General features: G+C 64.1%; 15 protein-coding genes. 3 read left to right on the plus strand and 12 right to left on the minus strand.

Annotated features, from left to right (window positions below; translation table 11 throughout):
- Positions 1–654 carry a hypothetical protein gene (locus tag SZ64_RS13100; RefSeq protein ID WP_054531237.1) on the plus strand — a complete coding sequence of 218 codons (654 nt, stop codon included), beginning with the start codon at positions 1–3 and terminating at the stop codon, positions 652–654.
- Between the two features lie 48 nt (positions 655–702).
- On the opposite strand, the gene pheT is transcribed toward SZ64_RS13100, so the two are convergent.
- The 10 genes from pheT to glpX all read right to left on the minus strand — a co-directional run bounded on the left by pheT (position 703) and on the right by glpX (position 10227).
- Complete coding sequence (gene pheT, locus SZ64_RS13105; RefSeq protein ID WP_054531238.1) at positions 703–3108, minus strand: phenylalanine--tRNA ligase subunit beta; 2406 nt, start codon at positions 3106–3108, stop codon at positions 703–705.
- The gene (pheS, locus tag SZ64_RS13110) at positions 3105–4205 is read right to left on the minus strand and encodes a phenylalanine--tRNA ligase subunit alpha (RefSeq protein ID WP_054531239.1); all 1101 of its coding nucleotides are present in this window, start codon (positions 4203–4205) and stop codon (positions 3105–3107) included. The genes pheT and pheS overlap by 4 nt, the downstream gene beginning before the upstream one ends.
- A 101-nt stretch (positions 4206–4306) precedes the next feature.
- Complete coding sequence (locus SZ64_RS13115) at positions 4307–5221, minus strand: helix-turn-helix domain-containing protein (RefSeq protein WP_054531240.1); 915 nt, start codon at positions 5219–5221, stop codon at positions 4307–4309.
- 181 nt (positions 5222–5402) lie between these two features.
- The gene (gene rplT, locus SZ64_RS13120; RefSeq protein ID WP_054531241.1) at positions 5403–5762 is read right to left on the minus strand and encodes a 50S ribosomal protein L20; all 360 of its coding nucleotides are present in this window, start codon (positions 5760–5762) and stop codon (positions 5403–5405) included.
- A gap of 13 nt (positions 5763–5775) precedes the next feature.
- The gene (rpmI, locus tag SZ64_RS13125; RefSeq protein ID WP_054531242.1) at positions 5776–5979 is read right to left on the minus strand and encodes a 50S ribosomal protein L35; all 204 of its coding nucleotides are present in this window, start codon (positions 5977–5979) and stop codon (positions 5776–5778) included.
- Between the two features lie 234 nt (positions 5980–6213).
- Positions 6214–6798 (minus strand): outer membrane beta-barrel protein, encoded by a 585-nt coding sequence (locus SZ64_RS13130; RefSeq protein ID WP_054531243.1) that lies wholly within the window; start codon positions 6796–6798, stop codon positions 6214–6216.
- A gap of 143 nt (positions 6799–6941) precedes the next feature.
- Positions 6942–7724, minus strand: coding sequence for an inositol monophosphatase family protein (locus SZ64_RS13135; RefSeq protein WP_054531244.1), 783 nt, complete (start codon positions 7722–7724; stop codon positions 6942–6944).
- A complete protein-coding gene (locus SZ64_RS13140; protein WP_162225119.1) occupies positions 7721–8131 on the minus strand; it encodes a cupin domain-containing protein in 411 nt (136 codons plus the stop codon). The genes SZ64_RS13135 and SZ64_RS13140 overlap by 4 nt, the downstream gene beginning before the upstream one ends.
- Positions 8132–8156: 25 nt before the next feature.
- Complete coding sequence (locus SZ64_RS13145; RefSeq protein WP_054531246.1) at positions 8157–9092, minus strand: ribose-phosphate pyrophosphokinase; 936 nt, start codon at positions 9090–9092, stop codon at positions 8157–8159.
- Positions 9093–9255: 163 nt separating this feature from the next.
- The gene (gene glpX, locus SZ64_RS13150; RefSeq protein ID WP_054531247.1) at positions 9256–10227 is read right to left on the minus strand and encodes a class II fructose-bisphosphatase; all 972 of its coding nucleotides are present in this window, start codon (positions 10225–10227) and stop codon (positions 9256–9258) included.
- Between the two features lie 259 nt (positions 10228–10486).
- On the opposite strand from glpX, the gene SZ64_RS13155 reads away from it, so the two are divergent.
- On the plus strand, positions 10487–10897 hold the full coding sequence (locus SZ64_RS13155) for a hypothetical protein (protein WP_241773037.1): 411 nt from the start codon (positions 10487–10489) through the stop codon (positions 10895–10897).
- Between the two features lie 55 nt (positions 10898–10952).
- Here the strand turns inward: SZ64_RS13155 and SZ64_RS13160 are convergent, their stop codons facing one another.
- Together SZ64_RS13160 and SZ64_RS13165 are read right to left on the minus strand one after the other, a co-directional pair.
- Positions 10953–12263 (minus strand): homoserine dehydrogenase, encoded by a 1311-nt coding sequence (locus tag SZ64_RS13160; RefSeq protein ID WP_054531248.1) that lies wholly within the window; start codon positions 12261–12263, stop codon positions 10953–10955.
- 124 nt (positions 12264–12387) lie between these two features.
- Complete coding sequence (locus SZ64_RS13165) at positions 12388–13167, minus strand: hypothetical protein (protein ID WP_241773038.1); 780 nt, start codon at positions 13165–13167, stop codon at positions 12388–12390.
- Positions 13168–13630: 463 nt separating this feature from the next.
- Between SZ64_RS13165 and SZ64_RS13170 the strand changes: the two genes are divergently transcribed.
- Entirely contained in the window at positions 13631–14272 is a 642-nt protein-coding gene (locus SZ64_RS13170) for an energy transducer TonB (protein ID WP_241773039.1), read from the plus strand.
- Positions 14273–14274 lie beyond the last annotated feature (2 nt).

Raw genomic sequence — 14274 nt, forward strand, 5'->3', positions numbered from 1 at the left:
ATGAAACGCGCGATCATCACGCTGGCAACGGCAATCCTGCTGGCGGCCTGCGGCCTGTTCCCTTCAGGCAAAAGCTATCCGCTGGCGATCCGCGATGTGCGCCAGACCTTGCTGGCCACCCAGCCGCCGATGGAATTCTTCCCTGCCGAAGCCGCCAGTGCCCTGGTGAAGCGCGAAAGCGACACAAGGATCAGCTGGTTTCTGGTCGACCGGCAGGGAAGCGGTCTGCTGACCTTCGTGGCCGAGCTTACAGAAGTGGGGCCGCAGGAAACCCGCATTGCGATCACTATCGAACCGCCCGCCGGCGGCCGCCACGATCAGGTGGCGAAGGGGCTGGAAGAAAATCCCACCGTCGTGGACTTTTACCGTTCCGCCATGGCGGAACAACTCGGCTCCAAGCTGGAGAAGCGTGATTTCGACATGGCCGCAATCCAGGGCAAGATGATGATGGCCGCCTTTGCCACCATGCCCAAGATGCAGGAGAATCTCGACAAGGCCGTGGAGCAGGAACATGCCCGCAATCGAGAAAATATAGACAAGGCCTATCGCGAAGAAGCGCAGGGCAGCCCCGCCTATCGCCGGGAAGACCCCTATTCCTCGCGCGAACCGGCCTATGGCGAACCGATGGACCCGGCGACTGGATCGGCGTGGTAGCGGCAGGCGGCGGCCTGAAAGGCCGCCGGCCCTGACATCCCCGCGGGATCAGCCCCGCAGTTCCGCCCCCATCTTCACAGCCGCAGCGACGACGCGTTCGGCAATCGCCTTCAGCTCTTCGTCGGTATAGCTCTTCTCGCCCGGCTGGAGGATGACTTCCACCGCCAGGGACTTCTTGCCTTCCGGCACGCCTGCGCCGCGGAAATCGTCGAAGATGCGGGCATCGACGATATTCGCCTTGTCCGCGCCCTTCACGGCTCGCAGCAGATCGCCGGCGGGCTTGGCCGCATCCATCAGGAAGGCGAAGTCGCGCGTCACAGCCTGCAAGGCGGGCGGCGAATAGGCCGTGCGGGCAAAGCTGGCGCCGCCCTTCTTCTCCGGAATGGCTTCGAGATAGATTTCCGCGGCCATCACCGGGCCATCCACGTCGAAAGCTGCCAGCGTCCTGGGGTGCAGCGCGCCGAAGCGGGCCAGAACCACCTTAGGGCCAAGGCGCAGGGTTGCGGACTGGCCGGGATGGAACTGGCTGCCCGCCTCGCCCATCACCTGCAGCTTGTCCACCGGCGCGCCAGCTTCCGCCAGCAGGGCCAGCACTTCGCCCTTGGCATCGAATGCATCGAACAGCTGGGCCTTGCCCGTGCTCCAGCCGCTGGGAACCTTTTCGCCCGCCAGCACCACGCCGAGCGTCAGGCGCTCGTCGCTCGTCCCGCCTTCGCCGCGCAGATAGCGGCGGCCGATCTCGAACAGGCGAACGCCCTTGGCGCCGCGATCGAGATTACGTTTGGCGGCAGACAACAGGCCGGGGATCAGCGCCGGGCGCATGGCCTTCATGTCTTCGCTGATCGGATTGTCGAGAATCCACAGGCCTCCATTCCCGTCCGCGAAATGCTCCGCATCGGGCACGGGCAGGAAGCTCCAGGTCACGGCTTCGTTCAGCCCGCGCGCGGCAGCGGCGCGGCGCAGGCGGCGCTCCAGCTTCTGGGCCGGCGTCGCGGTCGGCTGGGCGACCCCATCCACACGCGGCAGGGCGACGCTGCCAACCTTGTCGATGCCATGGATGCGGACCACTTCCTCGACGATGTCGGGCGCGCCTTCCACATCGTGGCGGCGCAGCGGGACCGTGACGTTCCAATCGGCCGAAACGCCGAAATCCAGCGCGGCGAGGATCGCCTTCTGCTCTGCTTCCGGAACGGCAACCCCGCCCAGCTGCTCGGCCAGAGCCGGATCGTAGCTGACGACCTTCTGCTGGCTCGGCGGGCTGCCCGCGCGGACCACTTCGGAGGCTTCGCCGCCGCAGATCTGCAGGATCAGCGACGTCAGCAGTTGCAGCCCGTCGTCCAAGAACGCCGGGTCCACCCCGCGTTCGAACCGGGTGCGGGCATCGGAAGCAAGGCCCAGACGGCGGCCGGTCATGCCGATCCGCTCAGGCTCGAAATAGGCGATTTCGAGCAGCACATCTTTAGTGCCTTCGGAAACGCCCGAATGTTCGCCGCCCATGATCCCGGCAATGTCGTGTACCCCGGCATCGTCGGCGATCACGGTCATATCCGCGTCGAGCGTATAGGTCTTCTCGTTCAGCGCGAGGACCTGTTCGCCCTCCTTCGCCCGCCGCGCCACGACCGCGCCGTTGAGCTTGGCCAGATCATAAGCATGGGCCGGGCGGCCAAAGCCGAGCATCAGGAAATTGGTGATGTCCACCAGCGCGCTGATCGGGCGCTGGCCCGCACTGCGCAGGGCAGCCTGCAGCCATTCGGGTGACGGGCCGTTTGTCACGCTGCGGATCACTCGGCCATAAAAGGCCGGGCAGCCTTCCGGATCGTCGGTGCGGATGTCCACCGGGCAGGGGAAGCTGCCTGCGGTCTTTTCGATGGTGAGCGGCTTCAGCGTGCCTAGGCCCGCTGCGGCAAGATCGCGCGCGACGCCGTAGACGCCCATGCAGTCCGGCCGGTTGGGCGTGATCGCCACGTCGAATACCGGGCCTTCGCCGCGATAATCGGCAAAGCTGGTGCCGATGGGCGCGCCTTCGGGCAGTTCGATGATGCCGTCATGATCGTCGCCCAGTTCCAGCTCCCGGGTGGAACACATCATGCCGTTGGATTCGACGCCGCGGATCGCGCTCTTGCGCAGCACCATGCCGTTGGCTGGTACGCTGGCGCCGGGGGTGCCGAGCACGCCGACAAGGCCCGCACGGGCATTGGGCGCGCCGCAGACAACCTGCAGCGGATCGCCCCCCTTTGCCACCTGGCCCGTATCGACGGTGAGCACCTGCAGCTTGTCCGCATCGGGGTGCGGCTTTGCCGTCAGCACCTTGGCCACAATGAAGCCCGCCAGCCTCTCGGCCGGGTCTTCGATGCCTTCAACTTCGATCCCGATGGCGTTGAGCTTGGCCGAAATGGCCGCCGCATCCGCATCGGTATCCAGATATTCCTTCAACCAGGAGAGAGAGAACTTCATGCGCGTGCTCCCACACCGGCGGAAAGGGTCGGCTGATCGAAGGCGGAGAAGCCGTAATGCTTCAGCCAGCGCACATCGCCGTCAAAGAAGGCGCGCAGATCGTCCATGCCGTATTTCAGCATGGCGAGGCGATCCACGCCCACGCCGAAGGCGAAGCCCTGCCACTGGTCGGGATCGTGCCCCGACATTTCGATCACCTTGCGATTGACCATGCCGCTGCCCAGCAGTTCCATCCAACCGTGGCCCGCCTCGTCGCCGCTGCCGCCGAGCACGCGGCGTCCGTTTTCGATAGCGAAGCCCACGTCCACTTCCACCGAAGGTTCGGTGAAGGGGAAGTAGGAGGGGCGCAGACGCAGCACGATGTCGTCACGCTCGAAGAAGGCCTTGAGGAAGGTCTCCAGCGTCCACTTGAGGTGGCCCAGGTGAATGCCCTTGTCGATCACCAGACCTTCCACCTGATGGAACATCGGCGTGTGAGTGGCGTCGGAATCCGAACGATAGACGCGGCCCGGCGCGATGATGCGCACGGGGGTGCCTTCGGCCATCATGGTGCGGACCTGAACCGGGCTGGTATGCGTGCGCAGCAGCATCCGGCCGCCCTTGGGCGCAGAATCCGGGAAGTAGAACGTATCGTGCATCGCGCGCGCCGGGTGGCTTTCCGGCATGTTGAGCGCGGTGAAATTGTACCAGTCGTCCTCGATCTCAGGCCCGGTCGCGACGGCAAAACCCATGTCGGCGAAGATTTCCGCCAGTTCGTCCATCACCTGGCTAACCGGGTGCACAGAGCCCTTGGGCGCGTCAGGCGCGGGCAGGGAAAGGTCCAGCGTTTCTGCCGCGAGCTGGGCTTCCAGCGCGGCGCCTTCCAGCGCCTCCTTGCGAGTGGCAAGGGCGGTCTGCACCTTTTCGCGCAGGGCGTGGATCTTCGGACCCTGCGTCTGGCGTTCTTCGGGCGACATGCCGCCCAGCGTCTTCAGCAGGCCCGAAATGCTGCCCTGCTTGCCCAGATATTCGACCCGCAGCGCTTCAAGCGCAGCGAGATCTTCCGCCGCGTCGATCCGCGCCAGTGCGGCGCCTTCGAGAGTATCCACTTCGCCCATTCCCGTCCGGTCCTGCGATTGCGAGACGCCTCTAGGGCGCCCGCCCGGTGCTGGCAATGGTGGAGAGGCCTTGGAAAGCCCGGTGCGGGCTGGCTGGAATGTCAGCCTTCAGCGCAACCGCTGGCAGGTGAGACCTGAACGCCCAGCGACTGGTCGGGCCGGTCGAGCGTTTGCGCCGCAGCGCCCCACACCTTCGCCCGGTGCTTCATGAAGGCCCCGAGGATGGGATGTTCCCGCGTGGCATATTCGCCGGGACTCATCCCCATGAACGAGCGGAATTCCCGCACGAACTGTGCCTGATCGTGATAATGCGCATCCATCGCCTCGCTCCAGTTCGTGGCATTTTCCAGCATGAACTGGGCAAGGCTGCGCATGAAGCGCTGGCGGCGCAGCAGCAGCTTGGGCGAGAAGCCGAAATAGCGGTGGCACAGCCGCTCCAGCGTTCGACGCCCAAGTCCGGTGTGGTCGGCAAAGTCAGCGACGGTGGCAACGGCGGAATCGACCATCGCCGCATGGGTGGCAATGATCCGCTCCTGATCGGGCACTTCGCGGTCCATGGCGCGGAAGCAGGCGATGATCTGCTCCAGCTCTTCCTGCTCTTCCGTGCCTTCCCGGCACAATTCTTCGGTCAGATCGCGGAAATTGGCGAAGGCCGGATGCTGTTCCCCGTCCACTACCCGATTTGCCAGATCGGTAGCAGGACCGTGGCAGAATTTCGCCCAGCCCAGCGGAAACAGGCCGACACCCCACATGCGGGTGGTGCCAAGCTCGAAATGGGCGGGCAGCGAACTGGGGCCGGTCGCGGTAAGCCGCGCGCCGCGGAGCATATCCCCGCCAATCATCCCGGCATCCGGCCGGTCACCCTTGAAGAAGCGCAGATTGGCCCATTCGGGCTGCAGCAGATCGTTTACCCGCTCGCCGTCGGCAACAACGAAGCTGGCGCTGTAGAAGGACGAAAAACAGCCCTGAAGGTCAGCCGGCGCCGGGTAAAAGCGCACGTCGATCTGGCACTCCATTACGACCCCCAAGTTGCGACCCGCCGGTTTGGCGCCTGTTCCCTGCCCGCTGTTTACACGAAAACGGGCGTGAAACGGAATATGACCGTTTCACGCCCGTATCTTTACTGGCCGTCTACGCTTCCAGAAGGAAGCTGGCTAACGGCTTGTTCATACCAACCGAAATCCGGCTGGCCATGCTTCAGGCCGGAAGGGCCTTCTTCGCCTGAGCGATGATCGCGGTGAAGGCAGCGCCTTCGTTCATCGCCAGATCGGCCATCACCTTGCGGTCCAGCTCGATGCCGGCCAGCTTGGCGCCGTGGATGAACTGCGAATAGGTCAGGCCTTCTGCGCGAACAGCTGCATTGATGCGCTGGATCCACAGGGCACGGAAGTTGCGCTTCTTAACCTTACGGTCGCGATAAGCGTACTGGCCGGCCTTTTCGACTGCCTGACGGGCAACGCGGATGGTGTTCTTGCGGCGGCCGCGATAGCCCTTGGCCGCGTCCAGAATCCGCTTGTGCTTTGCGCGCGTGGTAACGCCGCGTTTAATACGGGACATTGGCTAGTACTCCTCAGTTCAGCCCGTAGGGCGCCCACTTCTTGATCACCTTCGCATCTGCGTCGGAGATCACGTCGGTCCCGCGGTTCTGGCGGATATACTTGCCGTTATGGCTGATAAGGCGGTGGCGCTTGCCGGCAACGCCGTGCTTCACCTTGCCGGTTGCGGTGAGCTTGAAGCGCTTCTTCACACCGCTCTTGGTCTTCAGTTTGGGCATTTTCGTCTCCTTGTTCGAGACACATCGGTCAGCCCTGGCAGCCCTTTCAGCCAGGCGGACCCAGAATCACTTTTACGCGATCACGTGTCTTTGAAGGGCGCGCCTTTAGCGTGATGGCCCCAAAATGCAAGTTCCAGATTGGGGCAGGCCCTGCCACACCCGCCGTCATGCCCCCCGGCCATGCGGCTGCGGCGATGCCTGCCCCTGTTTCAACGCTGCCTTGTCGGCATCCGCTCAGAAGCGGACGCCGGCCGAAATGCCGGCATGACGGCGCTGGAAATTGATGCCGAAAATGTCGCCATTGTCGGCATAACCCAATTCGATGCGGCCGTAGAAATTGCGACCAAAGCCCTGTTCGTAACCGATCGCGCCTTCCACACCGTCGCCGCGTTCGGATACGGTAACGCCGACCACGGTCGCTTCGAGCCCGAGGCTGGCGTAGCCGACCTTGGCATAGATCATGCCGCTTTCACCAACATTGACGCCGGCATGCAGGCCGAATGCGTAATTGTCGGTGGCGCTCACGCAATCCGCACCGCTGCAATTCTCGACCGTGGAGACTTCGTAATTGCCGTAAGGCCCCACGACGACCGTATCGCTCACCGCGATGTCGAAACCCACTTCGCCACCATAGGCCATGGCCGTGCCCAGCTTGTAGACGTCGTTTTCCTCAGCGATGCTGCTGACGGTCGGCGTTTCAAGCGTGGCACGCGCTTCAAGGCGGAAGCCGGCCTTGTCGTTCCCATTGCCTTCTTCCTGCGCGAAGGCAGGTTGGGCCAGACCGCAGGAAAGAACTGCCGCCAGGAAAAGATACTTCATGAAAACCCCCTGTAACACGCCTCCGTCTTGCGAAGGCGTCGTCCCGATAGAGGGCTGCCTGATGGCGGCAACTGGGGATGCGTCCAATCCGGTTTGACCCGGCGAGAGGGGACTTGTCCGCCCCGCCTCCCGGCGAGTGCAGGCTAGTGAGTGCAGGCCAGCGCCTCTACCACGTCTTCCAGCCTTGCCGGATCGCCCAGAGCGAGCACGTGACCTTCCGATCCGGAGTGGAGTGGATCGCCGTTCCAGTCGCACATTGTCCCGCCCGCGCCTTCGACCACCGGGACAAGCGCGGCATAATCATGCAGTTTCAGCCCGGCTTCGCAAACGATGTCGAGATGGCCAGAGGCAAGCATCGCGTAATTGTAGCAGTCCCCGCCCATCACCATCCGGCGATGCGCGGTCTTGGCGGCCAGCGCCATGAAATGCTCGCCTTCGTGGTCGTTGAAATATTGCGGGCCGGTTGTGGCCAGCGTCGCCTGCGCCAGGTCGCGACAGGTGCGAGTATGCGCCGCTTTGCCGTTGAAGGTGGTCTGGCGCCCGGCCGCACCCAGCCAGCGTTCGCCGAGGATCGGCTGGTCGATCACGCCCAGCACCGGGAAGCCGTCCACCAGCAGGGCGATCAGCGTGCCGAAGATCGGGCGCCCGGCCAGAAAGGCCGTAGTCCCGTCAATCGGATCGAGCACCCACTGGCGGCCGGAGGTGCCCAGGCTGATGCCATATTCCTCGCCATGCACCCCGTCGGCCGGAACTTCCGCTTCGAGAATACGGCGCATGACCTGTTCCGCCTCGCGATCGGCCAGCGATACGGGCGTGGCATCTTCCTTGGCCTCGCTATGCACTTCCTCGCGGAAATGCGGGCGGATCGCGGCGCGGGCCGCATCGGCAAGGCGGAGCGCCAGGGCGATTTCAGTATCGAGCTTCATTCTGGGACTGCCTCACGCAAGGGATGGCCGTCGACCGCGACCCAGGAAGAAACCGCGCGCACGCCTTCCGGGCCGGCTTTGCCCCAATGCACTGTGCCCGGCGCGATCCGGATCGCCTGCCCGGCAGAAAGCGTCACATCCGCCTCCCCCTCGCGCGAGACGGTGGCCGAACCGCCAATGACGTAGAGAAACTCCTCGCCCAAATGGCGATGGCGCGGAATGGTGCCGCCAGCCGCCATCACCAGATCGCCCACGATCAGCGAATGGCCAGGTGCGGCCTCTATCGGCGCTTCCAGCACCTGATTGGAACCGGCTGGCGGCTGATAGACCGGAATGCCTGCATCCTCTGCCGCACAGGCAGCCGATGCGAGGGCAAGCGGCCCTGCGATTGCAGCCGTGGCCGCCACTATCCTGCACAGGCAGGCGGGCATGTCAGTCAAACAGGCTGGAAACCGAACTTTCATCGGCAATACGGCGCACAGCTTCACCGATCAGCGGAGCAATCGGCAGGATGCGGATGCTCTGCGATTCCTGCGCCGCGTCGGTCGGCAGGATGGTGTCGGTGATGACCAGTTCCTTCAGCGCGGAATTGTTCACCCGTGCCACGGCTCCACCCGAGAGCACCCCATGGGTGATATAGGCCGCCACGCTCTTCGCCCCGGCATCGAGCAGCGCCTGCGCCGCGTTGCAAAGGGTGCCGCCGGAATCGACGATGTCGTCGATCAGGATGCAGGCGCGGCCCTTCACGTCACCGATGATGTTCATCACTTCGGATTCGCCCGGCCGCTCACGGCGCTTGTCGACGATGGCCAGCGGCGCATTGTCGAGCCGTTTGGCCAGTGCGCGCGCGCGCACCACACCGCCCACGTCGGGCGAGACGACCATCAGATCCGCATCGCCGTAACGGGCCTGAATATCGGCCGCCATCACGGGCGCGGCATAGAGGTTATCGGTGGGAATATCGAAGAAGCCCTGGATCTGCCCGGCATGGAGATCCACCGAAAGGACGCGGCTCGCACCGGCCTGGGTGATGAGATTCGCCACCAGCTTGGCCGAAATCGGCGTGCGTGGGCCGGGCTTCCGATCCTGGCGGGCATAACCGAAATAGGGCACCACCGCTGTGATCCGCTTGGCCGATGCACGCTTGAGCGCATCGATGCAGATCAGCAGCTCCATCAGATTGTCGTTCGCCGGATAAGACGTCGACTGCAGGACGAACACGTCTTCGCCGCGCACATTGTCGTAAATCTCTACGAAGATTTCCTCATCCGCGAAACGACGGACCGAGGCATCGGTCAACGGCATTTCGAGATAGGCCGCGATTGAACGCGCGAGCGGCAGGTTCGAATTGCCGGCCATGATCTTCATCGCTTGGGGGCCCCTGTTCTCGCGGCGGGAATCACTGCGCCCGGCTCTAGCCAAGCGTCACACGATTGCAACCTGCAGCAGGGCTGTGCTGTTGAAAGCCTGCGCCCCGTTGCCGGAAATCCCCGCAAGGCCGTGCGCTTCCCGTCATGCGCCGCCTTGCCGATCACGCAGTACGATGCTCGCCCCGCACCCACCGGACCGTGCCGGAACTGGCGCGCATCACTACGCTTTCAGTGGTCATCTTGCCGCCCTTGAGACGTTTCACACCGCTGAGCAGCGAACCGTCGGTCACGCCGGTGGCGGCGAAGATGCAATCTCCCTTGGCCAGATCGCGCAATTTGTAGATCCGGTCGAGATCTTCGATGCCCCATTTGCGCGCGCGCGAACGTTCTGCCTCGTTGCGGAAAATCAGGCGGCCATTGAACTGTCCGCCCACGCAGCGCAGGGCGGCAGCGGCCAACACGCCTTCAGGCGCGCCGCCGGAACCCATATAGATGTCGATGGTAGTGTCAGGATCGGTCACTGCGATCACGCCCGCCACATCGCCATCGGGGATCAGCTGAATACCGCAGCCAAGCCCGCGCAATTCCTCGATCAGATCCGCATGGCGCGGCCGGTCAAGCACGCAGGCGATGATCTCGTGCGGCTTCACGCCCTTGGCGGCAGCCAGCGCCTCGATATTCTGTGTGGGTGTCTTCTCGAGGCTGACGAGGTCTTCGGGATAGCCCGGACCGATGGCCAGCTTTTCCATATAGACGTCAGGCGCGTTGAGCAGGCAGCCCTCTTCCGCCGCCGCCAGCACGGCCAGCGCATTCGGCCCGGCCTTGGCGGTGATCGTGGTGCCTTCCAGCGGATCGAGCGCGATGTCGATCCGGGGGCCCTTGCCGGGCGCTCCACCGACCTTCTCGCCAATATAGAGCATCGGCGCCTCGTCGCGCTCACCCTCGCCGATCACCACGGTGCCGTCGATATAGAGATCGTCGAACGCCTTGCGCATCGCTTCGACCGCGGCGTGATCTGCCGCTTTCTCGTCTCCCCGGCCCACGAGCTGCGAGGCGGCGATGGCAGCGGCTTCCGTGACCCGTACCATCTCGAGGACGAGCACGCGGTCGAGCACCTGGCTGGCTTTGGGCATCGAAACTCCCTTCACTTCGGAGCCCCCGATAGGCGAGCGGCCCGGGGCTTGTCGAGTGCGTGCTCTTGCCTGCCATTGCGTATCCACGGTGACAGGTGCCAGGCAATTGCCAAGTTGCCGCAGCCGCGCCATTCAGGCGGGATCAAGCTGCACCGTCCGAAGAGCCTTGCCGCAAGGCTTCCCGGGCGGAAGGGCCTGATCGGAAAATCTTGGCGGGGAAATACCGGCGATGTTGAGACAATGCGCATTGTTGTGCCTGATGGCCGCGCTGCCGCTGTCGCCGCTGGCCGCGCAGCGCAGCAATGTCTCAGCGGAAGAGGCGGTCCAGAACGCCAAGGAAATGTACGGCCCGCCGCCGCCCAGGCGCAATTGTTCCAAACCCGCCGAACAGCAAAGCGATAGCGAGATCGTAGTCTGCGCCCGCAAGGTGGACGATTCCCAGTTCCGGGTGAAATCCACCAGCGAACTGGACCCAAATTCCAAAGACGCCACGAATGACGGCCTGCCCCGCGCGCCGGACGTGGCGGGCGACGGTATCTTCAAGGGCAAGGGCATCTCGCTCGGCGGGACGCCCGATCCGGCCTATATGATCGACTTCAAGCTGCTGCCTGACGCGCCCGAAGGTTCCGATGCGGACAAGATCGCGAAGGGCGAGAAGAAAGCAGACTGATCAGTGGACGCAGTGCCGGGCGCGCTGTGCGCACGGCCACACCTGACCTGACCAATCAATTATCCAGCAATTGCAGCACTAGCGGCGGTTCGGTCAGGCTCGGCGAGCCTTCGAGCAGTTCCAGCGCCCGGTCGACATTGGCTTCCGGCCCTTCATGGGTGACGATGGAAACCATCACTTCACCGCCTTCGTCCTGACGACCCTTCTGGATCAGGCTTTCGATGGAAACGCCCGCATCGCGCATGGCGGTGGCGATTTCGGCCAGCACGCCCGGACGGTCGGCCACCATGAAGCGCAGATAGTCGCGCGCCACGCGGTGCCCGGCATCGGCACGCGGCATCGGCGCCAGCTCGCCCGAGGGAACGGAGAAAGGCGCGCCCACATCGCCGCGCGCAATGTCGATGATGTCGGCAACCACCGCACTGGCAGTCGGCCCGTCACCCGCACCGGCACCCTGGAACAGCAGGCGGCCGGCGAAATTGCCTTCCACCACTACCGCGTTGGTCGGCCCGTTCACCCGCGCGAGCGGATGATCGACCGGAACCAGATAGGGGCAAACCCGCTGGAACAAGGTTTCCTCGCCATTGGCACCGGCTTCCGTGTCGGCAATGCCGATCAGGCGGATGACGAAACCAAGCGCGGCGGCCTGTTCGATGTCGGCTGCGCGCAGGCGCGAAATGCCTTCGGTTTCCACGGAGGGAAAATCGATCTTCGCACCGAAAGCGATTGCCGCAAGGATCGACAGCTTGTGCGAAGCATCGATGCCTTCGATGTCGAAGGTCGGGTCGGCTTCCGCATAGCCCAGTTCCTGCGCTTCCTTCAGCACATCGCCAAAGTCGCGCCCGGTCGCCTCCATCGTGGAGAGGATGTAATTACAGGTGCCGTTGAGGATGCCGTAAACGCGCTCGATCGTGTTGGCCGCCGCGCCTTCGCGCAGGCCCTTGATCACCGGCACGCCGCCGGCAACCGCAGCTTCGAACTTCAGCGCCACATCCGCCTTTTCAGCCAGCTCCGCCAGCGCCAGGCCATGATGCGCGATCATCGCCTTGTTCGCGGTGACCAGCGATTTGCCCGCGCCCAGCGCATTGCGCGCCAGAGTGAGCGCCGGGCCATCGGACCCGCCAACCAGTTCCACCACCACATCCACGTCCGCGCGAGCGGCCATGGCGGTCATGTCATCTTCCCACGCGAAGCGCGACAGGTCGACGCCACGATCCTTCGTGCGATCGCGCGCGCTGACCGCCACGATTTCCACCGGACGGCCTGCACGCCGCGCGATCACATCGCCATTGGCTTCGATCAGGCGGATAACGCCAGCGCCCACCGTGCCCAGGCCGGCAAGTGCAATGCGGAGCGGATCAGCCATAATACTTCCTCGTTTGGCGCAAGTCAGGCGGCGCCGGAAAGGCACCAAGCAATATCGCCGCGCGCGTTAGTGCAGCCGGGGCGGAAAGGCCAGCCCCGGCTTGCCCCGCTGACGGATCGGGCAATCAGCGGGGGTTGGGGAATACGGGCGGGCCGCCCCTTGTTCGTGAACAACGCCCCAGTTTTTCGAGGACATAGCGATAGTCCCCCGCTGCCAGCGCCCGCGATTGCCCATCGCGCGAAAGGATCGCGTCATAGGGCAGTTCGGGCGGCAGGAAACACGCCAGGCGATACCATTCCAGCGAGCCTTCCTGCGGTGGCTGGGCCGACTGATCGACCAGCTCGGTCCACGAAACGCCCCACTCCGGTTCCATATTCGGCCGCCGCACGACATTGAGTGAAACGGGCGCGCCGTTCTTGGTCACAAGGAAAACCTGGGTTTCCGATTCGCCGGAAAGGTTCCCCTGCACGGCAAGTGCCTCGCCCACGCCCGTCACGATGGGGGGCGCATCGGACGATGCCAACTGGCCCAGCACTTCGCGAATGCGCGCTTCGAGCACCGGTTCGGTTGGGAATTGGGAATCGACGTCGATCAGTTGCAGATCACCCGGGACACCCGGCACCGGAAAAGCGAAGATCAGGAAGCTCTGCTTCTTGAGCTTGGGCGCCTTTCCTTTTGCGTCCAGCGGCACGTCGACCAGATAGCGCAGCGATTCGCCAATGGCGGAACGGCCCGAAATTAGTGCTTCTGTATCTGCCTGCACCAGCAGCCTGACAGTGCCCGGACGCAGGCCCGGAGACTGCTCCGGCCCAAGCGGCCGCTGCGTGCGAATCCGTGCCTTGACCACCATCGTGGCGCTGTCCGCAAGGTCCACGATATCCGCGTAAGTCAGCGGCGAAACCATTGGTGTCGCTGGCTGATCTGCGGCTGCAGCCGGTTGCCCTGCCAAAAGCGACAATGCAGCCGCCGCTGAGGCGATCAACTTGCCGGAAGCGCGAATTTCTCTGCTTTTCATGCGGTTCCCTTGCCGGACATTGACCCCGCTATCTGGGGAGCGCCTTTCCCATAGACAGCCCCACTCAAGCCCGGAAGTGCTGAATTGGCGGTTAACCGATAAAGCGATTGCTCCACCCTGCCATCGTCGCTAAACACCCCCCGGAAACCGGGGCGGGACAAGAAAAACAAGAGCTCCGGGGCAGGGCCCTGCCGGGTCGTTCGGAATCCCCGGTGGGCACCGGCTTGGCCGACAGGGTGGACAATTGTTGGCGTTACCTGTCAGGGTGCGATTCCCCTTGGCTGGTACAAGCCCGGCTTGCCGGGCGACGGAAATGGAGTGATGCGATTGAATGGCCTACGCTGATCAAACAATGAGCGGCAACAAGATTGTCGCTATCATCATTGTGGGGCTGGTTCACTTGCTGGTCGGGTATGCTCTTGTGACTGGTCTCGCCTATTCGGCGACCAAGAAGATCATCGAGCGCGTTACGACGGTCGATATCGACGAGCCCGAACCGGAAAAGACTGAAGAACCGCCGCCGCCCCCGCCGGATGAGGCACCGCCGCCGCCAATCGTGGCGCCGCCTCCTCCGATCAATGTCAATGTCGCTCCGCCGCCGGTTACCGTGGTGGATCGTCCTCCGCCGCCGGCACCGGTGATCCCGATTGCGCGTCCTGCGCCGCCGGCACCTCCGGCGCCTCCGCCAGCGGTGTCGAAGGCCAAGGCTGCACAAGCCAAGGGCCAGCAGCGTTGGCAGCAGCGGATCATGGACAGCTATCCCCCCCGCGCCATCCGTTCGAACACGGAAGGTACTGTGGGCGTGTCTGTGACCGTTGACGCGGAAGGCAAGGTTTCGGCCTGCCGTGTCTCGAGCTCGAGCGGCTCGGACATCCTGGACGAGGCAGCTTGCGACGGTATGCAGCGTTATGCGCGCTTCGACCCGGCGCTTGACGATGCCGGCCACCCGACGACGGGCAGCTGGTCCACGCGCATTGTCTACAAGCTGAACTGATT

It is taken from the genome of Erythrobacter sp. SG61-1L, from assembly GCF_001305965.1.
GTDB lineage: Bacteria > Pseudomonadota > Alphaproteobacteria > Sphingomonadales > Sphingomonadaceae > Andeanibacterium.